Below are 15,492 nucleotides of genomic sequence, written 5' to 3' on the forward strand. Positions count from 1 at the left end.
AAATGGTTGCTTTAATTAGAGATAAAATTGAGAAATTAAAAAAACTAGACATTTATAATAAAGTCTTTGGTGCAGAATCTCACAAATATATTTTTAATGATAAAATCAGTGAAGAAGAGCTTTTTTTATTTGAAGAAAATCATAAAATAAAACTTCCAGAAGATTATAGAAAATTCTTAACATATTTCGGAAATGGTGGTTGTGGTCCAGATTCAGGAATTTTTAAATTAGAAAATGGAATTTATGATATCCCTTTAAACAAAAAACAATCAGAAATTATTACCCTTAAAAATAAATTTAGATTTAAAACTTTTTGGAATTTAGAAGAAATATCAAAAAACAATTATGATGTTTGGGAAGATGAATATGACAATATTAAATGGACAGATGGAATGCTAAGGATTGGACACTTAGGCTGTGGAATGTACACAAATATAGTCTTAAACGGTAAAGAAAAAGGTAACATTTGGATAGATAGCAGAACAAATGAAGGAGGAATTTATCCTGCCAATTATTACAATAAAATATTAAAAAACGATTTTTTTTCTTGGTATTTAAACTGGTTAGAAAATTCAATAAAATCATTAAAAAATCAATAAGATATGAGTATTCAACCTTTTCACTTAGCAATTCCAGTTAAAAACTTAGAATTGTGTAGAATTTTTTACCGAGATATTTTAGAATGTAAAGAAGGAAGAAGCTCAGAAAATTGGGTCGATTTTAATTTCTTCGGACATCAACTGGTAATTCATCAAAAAGATGGAGTTTTTAAAGAAAAATCTGTTACAAATCCTGTAGATGGACACGATGTTCCTGTTCCGCATTTTGGCGTGGTATTAACTTGGGATGATTGGCAAGATTTATCAAAAAGATTAAAAGCAGCAAATACTCAATTTGTGATAGAACCAACCATTAGATTTAAAGGAAAAGTAGGTGAACAAGCAACTATGTTTTTTAATGATCCAGAAAATAATGCTTTAGAGTTTAAAGCTTTTAAAGACATGAGTCAGTTGTTTGCAAAATAATTTAATTGCATTTTGTCTCCTCGAGCGGAGTCGAGAGGTTAATTTATATTAGGTTTCGACTCCGCTCAACCTGACAAGCTAAAATAAAATAATGCAATTAACAGAAACTCATATTGCAATTCCGCTCGAAAAACCAATTCGGTTACAAGAATATGCAGTTGGTATTTTTAATACAATTCCCACAAAATCTGGAATTAAAAAAGCCATAAAGAAAGAACTGATTTTTGTAAACGGAAACCTTGCTTCTACCGCACTTTATATTCATGGCAGAGAAACTATCGAGTTATTTTCAACTGAAAAATCAACTGATTTTAAACGATTAGAACTTCCGTTAGAAGTGTTGTTTGAAGATGATTATTTAGCCATTATTTACAAACCATCAGGAATTTTAGTCAGCGGAAATAAATTTGTAACTATTGCAAATGCTCTGACCCAAAACCTGCAAAAAAGTAATCAAATTGATGCTGTAAAACCGCAACCTATTCACCGTTTAGATTATCCGACTTCTGGAGTTTTGTTAATCGGAAAAACAAGTTCATCAATACATACATTAAGTAAGTTGTTTGAAAATAAAGAGATTCAAAAAACATATCACGCAATTTGTATTGATGAAATGAAATCGTCAGGAAACATTAACAACCCGATTGAGAACAAAGAATCTGAAACACTTTTTGAAGTAATAGAAACCGTTTCTTCAAAACGATTTGGATTTTTAAATTTGGTGAAATTAACTCCAAAAACAGGTAGAAAACATCAATTAAGAATTCATTTATCAGCATTTGGAAATCAAATTTTAGGCGATAAAGAATATGGAAATCCAAATTTAATTTTAAAAGGAAATGGTTTGTATTTACACGCTTCTACATTAGAATTCACACATCCATTTACACAAGAAGAAATATCAATTTCAAAAGAATTACCTAAAAAATTTAAGAAGATTTTTACGAATTACTAATCGAATTCATTGTTTTTTTGAATCGAGAAATCAATTCATAGATTTCTTCATCAGAATAACTAGCAAAACCAATTCTTATGGCGTTATGATTTATACGATTCATATCGTACCGCTTAAAATTACCGATTTCTAATTTGTTTTTTTGTGCTTCCTCATCTACTTGTTTCCAAGAATATTTTTTATTTAAAAATGTCCAAACTGCCATTCCTCCTTTCGGAATTTCAAATTCAAAAAAAGCTCCTAATTCATCTTTCAATAATTCACAAAACAAATCTCTACGCTGCTTGTATATTTTCATCACTTTTCTAATATGTCGATCTAAATCTCCAGACTTTATAAAATCAGCAAAAGTCAATTCCAACAAAGCATCTCCTTGTCTATCAACCATTTTTCTGAGATTAGCGGCTTCATCAACAAATTCTTTAGATGCAATTAAATAACCAACTCTAAAAACTGGAGCAACCGTTTTACAAACCGACCCAATATAAATTACATTTCCGTTTGTATCATGACTTTTTAAAGGTAAAATTGGCGCATGATTGTAGTTGAAATCGTAATCATAATCATCTTCTATTATCGCAAAATTGTACTGTTTAGAAAGATTTAATAAATGGATTCTTCTCTCAGCAGACAAGGTAACTGTAGTTGGATGATGATGATGAGAAGTTACATAAACTGCCTTAATTTGCTGTTTTTTACAAATAGCTTCAATACTTTCTGTTACAATTCCGTTTTCATCAACTAAAACTGAAATTAGCTTTGCTTTTTGATGTAAAAATGTAGCATTTGCAGAAGCGTAATTTGTTTCTCCAACTACAATAATATCTTGTTCTTTAAGTAATAATTGAGACGATAACCAAATTCCCATTTGACTTCCACGAGTAATTAAAACTTCATCTTTAACGATTTGTAATCCTCTAGTTTCATTTAAATAATCAACTAAAACTTCTCTTAATTTATCATTTCCATAAATAGAATTATAGCCTAACTGTTTGTAAATACTTTTCTTCGAGGTAATTCTTCTGTTTGTTCTTACAATTTCATCAATCGGAGTTAATCTTCCGTCTGAAGTCCCATCATTTAAAAAAATTACTCCTTCATCTTGCTTTTCTTTTTTTTGTTTTTCTAAGTCATTTTTATAAAATGAAAATCCAGTTTTCTCTTTTTCTGCAATAAAACTAGATGTAGAAAATTCCGTTTGATGTAATAATGGCAAATTACTGTGCACAAAAGTTCCTTTTTTAGCAATACTTTCTGTCCAACCTTGCAATAACAGCTCTTCGTAACAAGCAACAATAGTTTTTCTATGCACATTTAGCATTTCGGCCAAAGTTCTACTTCCTGGAAGTTTGGTTTTTGGTGGTAATTTTTGCTCTTTTATCAACTGAATAAACTGATTAGACAATTGCAAATACAAAGGTTGCGGTGTTTTTCTATTTAAATAAAGGCTGGTTTTATAAGGAAACATAACTGGACTACTTATTATATTTGTTCTGGACGTTTACAACAATCCATAAATATATTATTTTTGAACAACATAACAAGAAAAGATGATAAAACTTGAAACTTTTAAAGAAGAAGATTTTTCTAGATTGATAAACTGGGTAGATTCCGAAGAGCTAATGTATATCTTTAGTGCAGAAAGATTTAAGTACCCATTAACACAAAAACAACTAATAAATTATCTAAAAGCAAAAGACAGAATTGTATATAAAGTGATTAATAAATCAACAAATGAAATTATTGGTCATGCAGACTTTAGCAATATTAATAAATTAAGTAGAAATGCACGGATTTGTAGTGTATTGATTGGTGAAAAAGAACACAGAAACAAAGGTTATGGAACAAAAATCATTGATGAATTGGTTAATATAGGTTTTAATAAAATGAAATTACATAGAATTGATTTAGGTGTTTACGATTTTAATAAACAAGCCATAAAATGTTATCAAAAATGTGGATTTGAAATTGAAGGTTTACTAAAAGATAATATAAAATTTAATAATTTATATTGGTCAACTTATAACATGAGCATATTAAACAAAGAATTATGACAAAAGCAGATTTAAAACCAAACGAATACAACCCGTATTACGAAACTTACATCAGTCAAGTTTCTGATGAAACAACATTGATTGACGGTTTAGAAAAAGACAAAAAAATGGTGGTTGATTTCTTTTCTTCTTTATCTAAAGACAAATTAGAATATCGTTATCAACCAGAAAAATGGACCATCAAAGAATTGTTTCAGCACATTATTGATACAGAACGCATTTTTATGTACAGATTATTAAGAATTGCTAGAAAAGACAATACTCCATTATCTGGTTATGAACAAGACGATTATGTTGTTCCTTCTGAAGCAAACAAGAAATCTATGACAAATTTATTAGATGAATTTATTACAACAAGATTGTATTCTCTAAACCTTGTAAGTAGTATTTCTGATGAAAATTTAAAACATTTAGGAACTGCAAGTGACTCGCCAGTTTCTGCAAGAGCTTGTGGGTTTATCCTTTTAGGACATACTGTTTGGCATATTAACATCATTAAAGAACGTTATTTATAATGTTAGAAATTAGACCAAATTGCGAGCATTGCAATAAAGATTTACCTAGCAATTCTAAAGAAGCGATGATTTGCTCTTTTGAGTGTACGTATTGTAAAACTTGTGCATTAGAAATTTTTAAAAATGTGTGCCCAAGTTGTTCAGGAAATTTTGTTGAAAGACCAATAAGAACGGCTAAAATGATTGAGAAATATCCAGCTTCTGAAAAACGAGTTTTTAAACCAAAAAAAATAAAATAAGCTTACAATCATGGAAAAATATTCTAATAAAATAGAAATAATTAAGTTTACCAATAAGGTCAAAGAACCAATAAAGACACTTAATTATGAGTGGTTAGAAGAATATTTTTGTGTTGAAAAAGGAGATGAAATTTCGCTTTCTAATCCTAAAACAACAATTATTGATAAAGGTGGCTTTATCTATTACGCTAAACTAAATAATGAAATAGTTGGCACTGTTTCATTATTAAAAAAAACTGATACAATTTTTGAACTTGGAAAAATGGCAGTAACAAAAAAAGCACAAGGATTTAAAATTGGTACAATTTTATTAGAATATGCTTTAAATATCGCCAAAGAAAAACAAATAAAAAAGTTGATACTTTACTCTAATACTATTTTAAAATCTGCAATTCATTTATATCAAAAATATGGTTTTGTTAAAATAGAATTAGAAAGTGGGCTCTATGAAAGAGCAAATATTAAAATGGAAAAAGAACTTTAAAATCTCTAAAAAAATGGTAACTATAAAAAAAGCTACAAAAGCAGATACTATTCATCTTTCTTTACTAAGTAGAGTTACCTACACAGAATCTCATGGTCATTTTATAGCTAACAAAAAAGATTTGCTAAAATATTGCAAACAAGCATTCTCTATAAAGAAAACACTAGGAGATTTAGAAGATAAAAACAATATTTTTCATATAGCTTATGTAGATGATTTTCCTGTTGGATATTCTAAAATTGTTTTAAATAAACCTTTTGAAGAGAAGACTGAAAACAACAGTTGTCGGCTTGAAAGAATCTATATATTAAATGATTTTATTCCGGTGAAAATTGGACAACCATTTCTTGATTACATTACAGAAAAAGTAAAAGAATACAATGCAACTATAATGTGGCTTTCGGTTTATATCAAAAATGAAAGAGGAATTCGTTTCTACCAAAAGAATAAATTTAAAAATATAGGAGAGATAAGTTTTAAAGTAAACGGTAAAGAGTATGATAATATAGTTTTCTCAAAAGAAATATAAATATGAAAGAATACAATAAATCAAAATTAAACAGAGTTAAGCGTGGGCAAATAAGAGCAACCTATGATGTTGATAAAATAAATACCATTTTAGATGCTGGTTTTTTATGTTACGTTGGATATATCTACGACGGAAAACCAATTACAATCCCGATGGCATATACAAGAATAGAGAACAAAGTTTATATTCATGGCTCTACAGCAAACAGAATGCTGTTAGCAATTTTAGAAAGTGGAGAAACGTCAATAACCGTAATGCATTTAGACGGATTAGTTTTAGCAAGATCAGGTTTACATCATTCGGTAAATTATAGATCAGCTACACTTTTTGGAAGTTTAAAAAAGATTGAAAACGATGCCGAAAAAACAGAAATTCTTGGTTTAATTGTAGATCAAATGGTCCCAAATCATTGGGATTCATTAAGAACAATGTATCAAAAAGAATTAGATAGAACATTGGTTGTAGAATTCACTATTGAAACTGCATCCGCAAAAATTAGAGATGTTGGAGTTGCAGATGAACCTGAAGATTACCAATTGCCAATTTGGGCAGGAATCGTACCTATAAAACAAGTAGCTGAATATCCAATTGCCGATGAAGGTTTGCCTCAAAAAATGGAAATACCAAATCATGTTTTAGATTATTACAAAGCAAATAAATAATAGTAATTTAGCCTTTTAAGAAATTTACTATCAAATGAAAAAAGTTTTAAAAGGTATTGGAATATTATTGGCGCTGATTATTATTGTTGGTACTATTTTTTATATTTCAAAGAATGAAAATTTACCAACCGGAGTAAAAGGTGAAAAAGCTGAAGCTTTAGCTAATAAAATGGCAAAGGCTTTAAATTATGAAGCTTATAGAAACACCGAAGTTTTAGAATGGAGTTTTAGAGGAAAACATTTTTATAAATGGCATAAAACTGAAAACATTGTTGAAGTTTCTTGGAAGAATAATAAAGTAGTTTTAAACACAAAACAACCAGAAAAATCTGAAGTGTTTGTTTCAAATACAAAAACCAAAAACCCTCAATTAATAAAACAAGCAACAGGTTTTTTTAACAATGATAGTTTTTGGCTAGTTGCTCCTTTTAAAGTTTTTGACGCTGGAGTTAAAAGAAGTATTGTAAAACATAATGACAAAGATGCATTGTTAATAACGTACACAACTGGCGGATCAACGCCTGGAGATTCTTACTTGTGGATTTTAAATGAAAATGGATTTCCAACAAGTTTTAAAATGTGGACAAGCATTATTCCGATTGGCGGAATTGAAGCTTCTTGGAACGATTGGAAAAAAACTGAAGCAGGATTTCAATTGCCAACAAAACACAAAATGATTTTATTTGGAATGGATTTAGACATGGGAAATGTAAAAGCATCAAATCCAAAAGCTGACGCATTAGCGAATAAAATTCTTAATACAATTAAACATGAAGCCTATAAAAACACACGTTTCATAGAATGGAGTTTTGGCGGAAGAAGATCCTACAAATGGGACAAACAAGAACATATTGTAGAAGTAAGTTGGGATAAAAATAAAGTGCTTTTACATCCAAACAACTTAGAAAAGAGCACATTATTTATCGATGAAAAAGAAAGTACAGAGGACAAAGAAAAACTCGTTAAAAGAGCAGAATCAATGTTTAATAATGATAGTTTTTGGCTAGTTGCTCCACACAAACTTTTTGAAGACGGAATAATTAGAAATCTCGTAAAGGTTGATGGAAAAGAAGTTTTAAAAGTAAAATACACAACTGGTGGATCTACACCTGGAGATTCTTATATTTGGATTTTAAATGACGATTTTTTACCAATACAATATTTAATGACAGTTCCTAGCATGAAAATGGATCAAGTTCCTGCAACTTGGGATGATTGGTTTACAACTGAATCTGGAACATTATTACCAAAAAATCATACCTTTTCTGGTGGAAGAAAATTGAGCATGGGAGCTGTAAAAGCGTATAATTAATTATTATATTTACTAAATGAATTCAAAAAACATTTCTAACGGAATCTTAAGGGCTATTGCAATTATTTTAGGAATTACACTACTACTCTATTTCTTATATTTAATTCAGTCTGTAATTGTTTACGTAATTATCGCAGCAGTAATTTCCTTAATTGCTAGACCAATAATTCGATTTTTAAAACGTAGATTAAAGTTTCCAAATACAATTGCAGTAATTACAACCATGGTAATTCTAGTTAGTTTACTTGTCGGAATTATTAGAATGTTTATTCCGTTAGTTATAGAACAAGGCGAAAGCTTATCATTATTACACACAGAAAAACTGCAACAAAATTTACAAGATGTAATAAATCAAGTAGATCGATATTTTGCAACCAAAGACATCAATTTATTATCTGAATTAAAAAATGTTGATTTTTTATCTGGATTTCAAGCAATACCTAATTTATTAAATTCTGTTGCTAGCGCTTTAGGAACTTTAAGTGTTGGCTTATTTTCAGTATTATTTATTTCATTTTTCTTTATGAAAGACAGTCAGTTGTTAATGAATGCTATTCTTACAATTTTACCTAAAAGAAGTGAAAATAAGTTTTCAAAATCAACAGAGATCATCAACAATTTATTATCTAGATACTTTATTGGATTGGTGTTACAAATATCAATTCTGTTTATTTTATATACTATTACCTTGTTAATTTTTGGTATTAACAATGCAATTGTAATTGCTTTTTTATGTGCGCTATTAAATTTAATTCCGTACATCGGGCCAATGATTGGCGCAGTAATAATGTTCTTATTATCGATGTCTAGTAATTTAGGACAAGATTTTCAAACAGAAATATTGCCAACTACTTTGTATGTAATGATTGGTTATTTTATCGCCCAAATAGTAGATAATTTCTTTAGTCAGCCAATTATATTTTCTAAAACTACAAAATCGCATCCGTTAGAAATTTTCTTAATTATTATTATTGGCGGATTGTTATTTGGTGTTGTTGGAATGATTACTGCTGTACCAATGTATACAGCGTTAAAAGTAATCTTAAAAGAATTTTTAGCAGATAATAAGATTGTTAAATCACTGACAAAAGATATTTAAAATACTCTTTTTTGAATCCAGCTATTCTACATCCAGACGTACAACAATTTATTACTGATCATTTAAATACAGATATTTCTAAATTATTATTTAAAGGAAGTCCGTTTAAATCAGTTTCTGTTCAAGAATTGGCTACTCAAATCGTTTCTAAGAAAAAATGCGAGAAAAAACTACCAACTTGGTTCAAAACAAAAAACATCTTTTATCCTGCAAAAATTAACATAGAACAAACATCATCAGAAGTTACGGCAAAGTACAAATCATCAATAATAACAGGAGTTTCACTAATAGATATTACTGGTGGTTTTGGTGTTGATGCTTATTATTTTTCTAAAAAACTAAAAAAAGTAACTCATTGTGAATTAGATACTAACTTATCAACAGTTGTTAACAACAATTATCAACAATTTAATATTGAGGGAATTGAGCTAATTTCTGGAGATGGAATTGACTATTTAAAAAATACTACTGAAAAATTTGATTGGATTTATATTGACCCTTCAAGACGAGACTCTGTTCAAAAAAAGGTTTTTTTACTAAAAGACTGTTTACCAAATGTTCCTGAAAATTTAGACTTGTTATTTTCTAAATCTAGCAATATATTAATTAAGAATTCACCGATTTTAGACATTTCAAAAACGATAGAAGAATTACGTTTTGTAAAAGAAATTCATATTATAGCTATACAAAATGAAGTTAAAGAATTACTGTTTGTATTAGAAAAAAAATATGAAGAAAGTATTCAAATTAAAACAATCAATTATACTAAAAACACAATACAAAAATTTGATTTTCAATATCTTAAAAATAATTTGTCGAAATATTCTGAACCAAAAAGATATGTATATGAACCCAATTCTGCCATTTTAAAATCTGGTGGATTTCACGAAATTAGCGCTCAATTTAAATTAGAAAAATTACATCCACATTCTCATTTATACACTTCAGATAATTTAATTGAATTCCCAGGAAGAATTTTTTTGTTAGAGAATAATTGTCAGTACAATAAAAAAGAGATTAAAAAATATTTAAAAGAAAATAAAGCAAATATAACTACCAGAAATTTTCCTGAAACTGTTGCTCAAATCAGAAAAAAAACAAAAATTTTGGATGGTGGTTCTCAATATTTATTTTTTACAACTTTAAAAAATGAAAGTTTAAAAGTGTTGATTTGTTCACAAGTTTTTTAACAATATTTCGTCAAAAAAAAAATGCTTTTCTCTCAAAATAAGCAACTTGCAAATATTCAGTAAGTTTATTCGTTATATTTGCAACAGATTATGTTCTTCATAATTTATAATAAACGGTATGTTTTATTTTTAGGGGTATAAAACATACTGAAAGCCTTGAATTTTTTCAAGGCTTTTTTTATTTCCATCAATTCAATAAAAAAACTACACAAAAAGTAGTTTAGGATTCTTCTTAGTTGTAATATTTTATTAAATTTAGACTTTTATAAAACGAAGCATGGCAAATAAAAATATTAGAACATTATCATCTAGAAAAGAATTAGAAGAAAATCTATTTGAAAACATCGCAAAAGCATCACAAAAAGAAAACTCTAAAGAAGAATTGCAACAACTTGCAAAACACTTTATGGTTGATGATTCTGTAGTTTTAGGAACAAGTACTTTTTACGATTTTACAAGAGAAACCAATAAGAACAAAAAAGTACATGTTTGCTCTGGAACTGCTTGTATGGTTGCGAGTTCTCAAAACGATCTAAACAAAAATTTAGAATCACATTTTAGTTCTGACCAAATTGGTCATGCGGCTTGTGTTGGTAGATGTCATACCAACAATGCATTTATGTATGATGATAAAACTTATAATGCATCATCTGCTGAAGAAGTAGATAACATTATAAAGAATAAAGAATATCAAATAAATGATTATAAAGTAGCTGCAAATACAACGCCTATTTTAACTTCAAAAATAGATGATGTTGCTGCTTTTTATCAATTAGCTGAAAAACATAAAGAAAATTCTCAAAATGTTATTCAACAATTAAAAACTTCAAATTTAAGAGGTCGAGGTGGCGCAGGTTTTCCGTTTTGGTTCAAATTAGACGCTGTCATCAAAGAAGATAATAAACAGAAGTATATTGTTTGTAATGCAGATGAAGGAGATCCAGGAGCGTATTCTGATATGTATTTAATGGAACATCAACCGCATAAAGTCTTGTTCGGAATGTATATGGCTGGATTAACAGTTGGTGCAAATACTGGTGTTTTATACATCCGTGGAGAATATCCTGATTCAATTAGAATTGTTGATGATGCAATACAAGAAATTAAAGACAAAAATTTAATTGGTGATTTTAGATTTAAAATTATTCGCGGACAAGGTTCTTATGTTTGTGGAGAAGAAACAGCTTTATTAAATTCTATTGAAGGCTTACGACCAGAAGTTCGTGTTCGCCCACCGTATCCAGCACAATATGGATTGTACGGAAAACCAACGGTTTTGAGTAATGTAGAAACCTTTGCTAATATTCATTGGATTTTAGAAAATGGTGGTGATAAATATGCTGCTTTAGGAAAAGGACAATCTACAGGAACAAAATTGGTTTCTTTAGATTCTTTTTTCAACACGCCAGGAATGTATGAAATAGAAATGGGAACGCCTTTACAAACTATTTTTGATGAGTTTGGTGGCGGATTTAAATCCGAAGTAAAAGGATTGCAAATTGGTGGACCGCTTGGCGGAATTGTACCGATGCATAAAATTAAAGAGTTAACTTTAGATTTTGAATCGTTAAATACCAACGGATTTTTATTAGGTCACGCAAGTTTTGTGTCGATTCCAGTTGATTTTCCTATGATTAAATTTTTAGAACATTTAATGGAATTTACTGCAGATGAATCTTGCGGAAAATGTTATCCGTGTAGAATTGGTTCTCACAGAGGAATGGAAATGCTACAAAAAGCACAAACTTCTGATTATAAAATAGACAAGGTTTTGTTTGATGATTTATTAGAAACCTTAGAAATTGGTTCTTTATGTGCTTTGGGTGGTGGAATTCCGTTGCCTGTAAAAAACGCATTGCAGTATTTTCAGGATGAATTAAAAGGATATTTTACAAACAACTAGGAATATGAAAGCATTTATAAATAATATTGGTTACGAGTTTAATTCTGGAGAAACTATATTAGAGTTTGTAAGAAGAATTGAAAGTAATAAAGAAGCAATTCCGACAATGTGTCAAGATGATCGGCTAGAAAATTTTGGTTCATGTAGAGTTTGTTCTGTAGAAGTTGCGCGTGAAAAAGATGGGCCAACTAGAACAATGGCTTCTTGTCATACACCTGTTGGAGAAGGTTTGTACATTTATCACAATACTGATAAAATGAAACGTCTTCGTAAAAATATCGTTGAATTAGTGTTAACAGATTATCCTTCTGATAAAGTTTTTCCACCAGAAAATAAAAAAGCAACTCCGTTTCAAGAAACAATTGCTCAAATCGGAATTCCAAATGTACGATATCCAGAAGGTTCAAATCATTTAGACATTGAAAAAGACAGATCTCATCCATATATAAAATCAGATTTATCACAATGTATTAATTGTTTTCGTTGTGTAAGAGCTTGTGAGGAAATTCAAGGTGAAATGATTTTAGGAATGTCTGGTCGTGGCTTTGCAACTAATATTATTAAGGGATTCGATACTTCTTTTGACGAATCTGCTTGTGTTTCTTGTGGTGCTTGTGTACAAACTTGTCCAACTGAAGCACTAACCGATAAATACGAAACCAAAACCTTAATTGCAGATGAAACGGTTAGAACAACGTGTACGTATTGTGGTGTTGGTTGTCAGTTAGAAGTTTCTGTAATTGATGGAAAAATCAAAGGAATTCAAGCTCCAGAAACTGCTGAAGTAAATGAAGGACATACTTGTTTAAAAGGCCGATTTGCCTTTGAATTTTATAATCACCCAGATCGTTTACGCGAACCGATGATTAAGAAAAATGGCACGTTTGAAGAAGTAACTTGGGATGAAGCGTATGATTTTATCGCATCAAAAATGATTGAAATCAAAAACAAATATGGAGCAGATGCTATTGCAGGACTTTCATCATCAAGAGCAACCAACGAAGAAAATTATTTAATGCAAAAAATGATTCGTGTAGCTGTTGGAACCAATAATATTGATGGCTGTGCACGTGTTTGCCACGCTCCTACTGCTTGGGGTATGCAACAAGCTTTCGGAACTGGAGCCGCAACAAATTCTGTTGAAGATTTAAAACAAGCCGATGCAATTTTTATGTTTGGAGCAAATCCAATTAAAGGTCATCCAGTTACAGGAGCAAAAATAAAACAAGCTTTTATGAAAGGAGTTACCTCAATTGTGGTAGATCCAATTAAAACTACTTTAGCAGATTTAGCAGACTTTCATTTACAAATTAGACCAGGAACTAATGTAGCTATTTTAAACATGATGGCACATTATATTGTAAAAGATAATTTGGTTGACAACAATTTTATCACTTCATTTACAGAGAAATACGAAGAATTTAAATCTCATGTTGAAAACTTAAACATGGATGAACTTTCTGTCTTAACTGGAGTTGACAAAGAATTGGTTCGTAACGCTGCTCACGCTTATGCAAAAGCAGAAAGAGCTATGGAGTTTCACGGATTAGGAGTGACTGAGCATTTTCAGGGAAGTAAAACAGTAATGCTACTTTCTAACTTAGCAATGATGACTGGAAATATTGGTAGAAGTGGTGTTGGATTAAATCCACTTCGCGGTCAAAATAACGTGCAAGGTGCCGCAGATATGGGAGTTCAACCACATCAAGGAGCTGGTTATTTAGATGTTACCAAGTTAGATATTCAACAATATTATGCAGATAAATATGGTATTGAAAAAATGCCAACTACAAATGGTTTAAAAATACCTGAAATGCTAGATGCAGCGATTGATGGAAAACTTAAGGCCTTGTATATTATGGGAGAAGATACGATAATGACCGACCCAAATACAAATCACAGTATCAAAGCTTTTCAAAATTTAGAACTGATTGTTGTGCAAGAATTATTTATGACAGCAACTTCTGAAATGGCTGATGTTGTTTTACCTGCATCTTCTTATTTTGAAAAAAATGGAACGTTTACAAACGGAGAAAGAAGAATGCAACGTGTAAATAAAGTAATCGAACCAATTGGGAATACAAAACCAGATGGACAAATTATTATTGATATGATGAGTCGTTTAGGTTACGATCAACCAACAGGTTTAACTTATGATGCCGCAAAAGTAATCGAAGAAATTGCTGATGTAATTCCGTTTATGAAAGGATTATCTTGGGATAGATTGGGAGAAAACGGATTGCAATGGCCAATTAAAGAAGATGGAACCGATACAAAAATGTTACACATTAATGGCGCATTTAAAAAAGGAATCGGAACTTTCCATCATTTTGATTTTGAAGAATCTCCTGAAATTGTATCTCACGGACAGAAATTCCCTTTTATATTAACAACAGGAAGAGAATTAGAGCATTACAATTCAGGAACGATGACACGTAGAACTGATAACCAAAAAATATTGGCAAAAGATGTTTTGGAAGTGAATCCAAAAGATGCTATCAAAAAAGGAATTAAAGACAATGAAATGGTTCGTATTTTCTCAGATCGAGGAAGTGTAAACATTGCTGTTAAATATTCTAAAGATGTTAAACGTGGAGTATTAAGAACAACGTTTCATCAACCAGAAGTGTTTATCAATATTGTTACTGGAAGTGTTGGAGATCAAGAAACCATGACTCCTGAATATAAAGTTGTAGCCGTAGATTTTGAGCCAATATAATTTAAAAAATAGATCGTTTTTTACCTACGACGGCATTCTAGTTTCAAACGAAAAACAACAAAAAGTTTCTGACGGAATTGTTGTGGAAGCTGCGTTACAAATCAACATTAATAACAAATCATATACAGTTGTTATGAGAACACCTGGAAATGATTTTGAGCTGATAAGAGGTTTATTGTACGCAGAAGATATTTATAAAGGAAAAGAGAATTTACTTTTTGAAAATATCAAAGAAGAAAGCAATGGTTTTTCTATCATAAACCTCAATATTCCAAAAGAAAAACTAGGCAAAGGCTATTTGAATAAACGAACTTTATTGTCTGTTTCTTCTTGTGGAATCTGTGGGAAACAAGAATTAGACGACATCGAATTAAAAGGTCAGGCATTAAAAAGTAAGCAAGTATTTTCTTCGGATAAAATTGAAGCAATGTCTAAAAAAATGGCTTCTTTACAAGAAACTTTTAAACATACTGGTGGAAGTCATGCTGCTGCAGTTTTTGATAAAAATTATGAAATTCTTTCTATAAAAGAAGATATCGGTCGTCATAATGCTGTTGATAAAGTTGTTGGTGATTTAATTCAAACTAAAAAATTGACAAAAGCTTATTGCATGTTAGTAAGTGGTCGGGTTTCTTACGAAATAGTTTCTAAAGCATTTTTTGCTAAAATCGGAATTATCGTTGCTGTTTCTGCATGCTCTAGTTTAGCAATTGATTATGCAAAAGAATTTGGAATTTGTCTGATAGGTTTTAGCAGAACAAATAAAATGACTATTTATGCAAATCCAACAAAAGTCATCTAATTTT

General features: G+C 30.0%; 16 protein-coding genes. 15 read left to right on the top strand and 1 reads right to left on the bottom strand.

The window, feature by feature from the left end:
- The first annotated feature begins 2 nt into the window (after positions 1 to 2).
- The 3 genes from ABDX67_RS04440 (at position 3) to ABDX67_RS04450 (ending at position 1,980) form a co-directional block, all read left to right on the top strand.
- Complete coding sequence (locus tag ABDX67_RS04440; RefSeq protein WP_347173768.1) at positions 3 to 599, top strand: SMI1/KNR4 family protein; 597 nt, start codon at positions 3 to 5, stop codon at positions 597 to 599.
- 3 nt (positions 600 to 602) lie between these two features.
- On the top strand, positions 603 to 1,025 hold the full coding sequence (locus tag ABDX67_RS04445; RefSeq protein WP_347173769.1) for a VOC family protein: 423 nt from the start codon (positions 603 to 605) through the stop codon (positions 1,023 to 1,025).
- 91 nt (positions 1,026 to 1,116) lie between these two features.
- Complete coding sequence (locus ABDX67_RS04450; protein ID WP_347173770.1) at positions 1,117 to 1,980, top strand: RluA family pseudouridine synthase; 864 nt, start codon at positions 1,117 to 1,119, stop codon at positions 1,978 to 1,980.
- On the opposite strand, the gene pdxR is transcribed toward ABDX67_RS04450, so the two are convergent.
- The gene (gene pdxR / locus ABDX67_RS04455) at positions 1,967 to 3,448 is read right to left on the bottom strand and encodes a MocR-like pyridoxine biosynthesis transcription factor PdxR (protein ID WP_347173771.1); all 1,482 of its coding nucleotides are present in this window, start codon (positions 3,446 to 3,448) and stop codon (positions 1,967 to 1,969) included. The genes ABDX67_RS04450 and pdxR overlap by 14 nt on opposite strands.
- 82 nt (positions 3,449 to 3,530) lie before the next feature.
- Here pdxR and ABDX67_RS04460 point away from each other — a divergent pair, with 82 nt between their 5' ends.
- From ABDX67_RS04460 to fdhD, 12 genes are all read left to right on the top strand, one after another.
- Positions 3,531 to 4,034 carry a GNAT family N-acetyltransferase gene (locus ABDX67_RS04460; protein ID WP_347173772.1) on the top strand — a complete coding sequence of 168 codons (504 nt, stop codon included), beginning with the start codon at positions 3,531 to 3,533 and terminating at the stop codon, positions 4,032 to 4,034.
- Positions 4,031 to 4,549: a DinB family protein gene (locus ABDX67_RS04465; protein WP_347173773.1), complete on the top strand. Its 519-nt coding sequence runs from the start codon at positions 4,031 to 4,033 to the stop codon at positions 4,547 to 4,549. The genes ABDX67_RS04460 and ABDX67_RS04465 overlap by 4 nt, the downstream gene beginning before the upstream one ends.
- The gene (locus tag ABDX67_RS04470) at positions 4,549 to 4,788 is read left to right on the top strand and encodes a DUF1272 domain-containing protein (RefSeq protein ID WP_347173774.1); all 240 of its coding nucleotides are present in this window, start codon (positions 4,549 to 4,551) and stop codon (positions 4,786 to 4,788) included. Before ABDX67_RS04465 ends, ABDX67_RS04470 begins: the two co-directional genes overlap by 1 nt.
- 10 nt (positions 4,789 to 4,798) lie before the next feature.
- Complete coding sequence (locus ABDX67_RS04475) at positions 4,799 to 5,272, top strand: GNAT family N-acetyltransferase (protein ID WP_347173775.1); 474 nt, start codon at positions 4,799 to 4,801, stop codon at positions 5,270 to 5,272.
- Positions 5,235 to 5,801, top strand: coding sequence for a GNAT family N-acetyltransferase (locus ABDX67_RS04480; protein WP_347173776.1), 567 nt, complete (start codon positions 5,235 to 5,237; stop codon positions 5,799 to 5,801). The genes ABDX67_RS04475 and ABDX67_RS04480 overlap by 38 nt, the downstream gene beginning before the upstream one ends.
- A gap of 2 nt (positions 5,802 to 5,803) precedes the next feature.
- The gene (locus ABDX67_RS04485; RefSeq protein ID WP_347173777.1) at positions 5,804 to 6,463 is read left to right on the top strand and encodes a pyridoxamine 5'-phosphate oxidase family protein; all 660 of its coding nucleotides are present in this window, start codon (positions 5,804 to 5,806) and stop codon (positions 6,461 to 6,463) included.
- Between the two features lie 34 nt (positions 6,464 to 6,497).
- Positions 6,498 to 7,775: a hypothetical protein gene (locus tag ABDX67_RS04490; RefSeq protein ID WP_347173778.1), complete on the top strand. Its 1,278-nt coding sequence runs from the start codon at positions 6,498 to 6,500 to the stop codon at positions 7,773 to 7,775.
- Positions 7,776 to 7,791: 16 nt separating this feature from the next.
- A complete protein-coding gene (locus tag ABDX67_RS04495; RefSeq protein WP_347173779.1) occupies positions 7,792 to 8,874 on the top strand; it encodes an AI-2E family transporter in 1,083 nt (360 codons plus the stop codon).
- A gap of 11 nt (positions 8,875 to 8,885) precedes the next feature.
- Entirely contained in the window at positions 8,886 to 10,064 is a 1,179-nt protein-coding gene (locus ABDX67_RS04500; RefSeq protein ID WP_347173780.1) for a class I SAM-dependent methyltransferase, read from the top strand.
- Between the two features lie 277 nt (positions 10,065 to 10,341).
- On the top strand, positions 10,342 to 11,967 hold the full coding sequence (locus tag ABDX67_RS04505) for an NADH-ubiquinone oxidoreductase-F iron-sulfur binding region domain-containing protein (protein WP_347173781.1): 1,626 nt from the start codon (positions 10,342 to 10,344) through the stop codon (positions 11,965 to 11,967).
- A gap of 4 nt (positions 11,968 to 11,971) precedes the next feature.
- Positions 11,972 to 14,686, top strand: coding sequence for a formate dehydrogenase subunit alpha (gene fdhF, locus ABDX67_RS04510; protein WP_347173782.1), 2,715 nt, complete (start codon positions 11,972 to 11,974; stop codon positions 14,684 to 14,686).
- Entirely contained in the window at positions 14,673 to 15,488 is an 816-nt protein-coding gene (gene fdhD, locus ABDX67_RS04515; protein WP_347173783.1) for a formate dehydrogenase accessory sulfurtransferase FdhD, read from the top strand. Before fdhF ends, fdhD begins: the two co-directional genes overlap by 14 nt.
- Positions 15,489 to 15,492: the final 4 nt, after the last annotated feature.

Origin of the sequence: Polaribacter uvawellassae (genome assembly GCF_039748955.1) — a bacterium.
Taxonomy (GTDB): Bacteria; Bacteroidota; Bacteroidia; order Flavobacteriales; family Flavobacteriaceae; genus Polaribacter; species Polaribacter uvawellassae.

Coding starts and splice junctions, on each gene's coding strand:
- ABDX67_RS04445 (WP_347173769.1), top strand. CDS start 603: ATGAGTATTCAACCTTTTCACTTAGCAATTCCAGTTAAAAACTTAGAA.
- ABDX67_RS04460 (WP_347173772.1), top strand. CDS start 3,531: ATGATAAAACTTGAAACTTTTAAAGAAGAAGATTTTTCTAGATTGATA.
- ABDX67_RS04465 (WP_347173773.1), top strand. CDS start 4,031: ATGACAAAAGCAGATTTAAAACCAAACGAATACAACCCGTATTACGAA.
- ABDX67_RS04450 (WP_347173770.1), top strand. CDS start 1,117: ATGCAATTAACAGAAACTCATATTGCAATTCCGCTCGAAAAACCAATT.
- pdxR (WP_347173771.1), bottom strand. CDS start 3,448: ATGTTTCCTTATAAAACCAGCCTTTATTTAAATAGAAAAACACCGCAA.
- fdhF (WP_347173782.1), top strand. CDS start 11,972: ATGAAAGCATTTATAAATAATATTGGTTACGAGTTTAATTCTGGAGAA.
- ABDX67_RS04475 (WP_347173775.1), top strand. CDS start 4,799: ATGGAAAAATATTCTAATAAAATAGAAATAATTAAGTTTACCAATAAG.
- ABDX67_RS04490 (WP_347173778.1), top strand. CDS start 6,498: ATGAAAAAAGTTTTAAAAGGTATTGGAATATTATTGGCGCTGATTATT.
- ABDX67_RS04470 (WP_347173774.1), top strand. CDS start 4,549: ATGTTAGAAATTAGACCAAATTGCGAGCATTGCAATAAAGATTTACCT.
- ABDX67_RS04480 (WP_347173776.1), top strand. CDS start 5,235: ATGAAAGAGCAAATATTAAAATGGAAAAAGAACTTTAAAATCTCTAAA.
- ABDX67_RS04440 (WP_347173768.1), top strand. CDS start 3: ATGGTTGCTTTAATTAGAGATAAAATTGAGAAATTAAAAAAACTAGAC.
- ABDX67_RS04495 (WP_347173779.1), top strand. CDS start 7,792: ATGAATTCAAAAAACATTTCTAACGGAATCTTAAGGGCTATTGCAATT.
- ABDX67_RS04505 (WP_347173781.1), top strand. CDS start 10,342: ATGGCAAATAAAAATATTAGAACATTATCATCTAGAAAAGAATTAGAA.
- ABDX67_RS04485 (WP_347173777.1), top strand. CDS start 5,804: ATGAAAGAATACAATAAATCAAAATTAAACAGAGTTAAGCGTGGGCAA.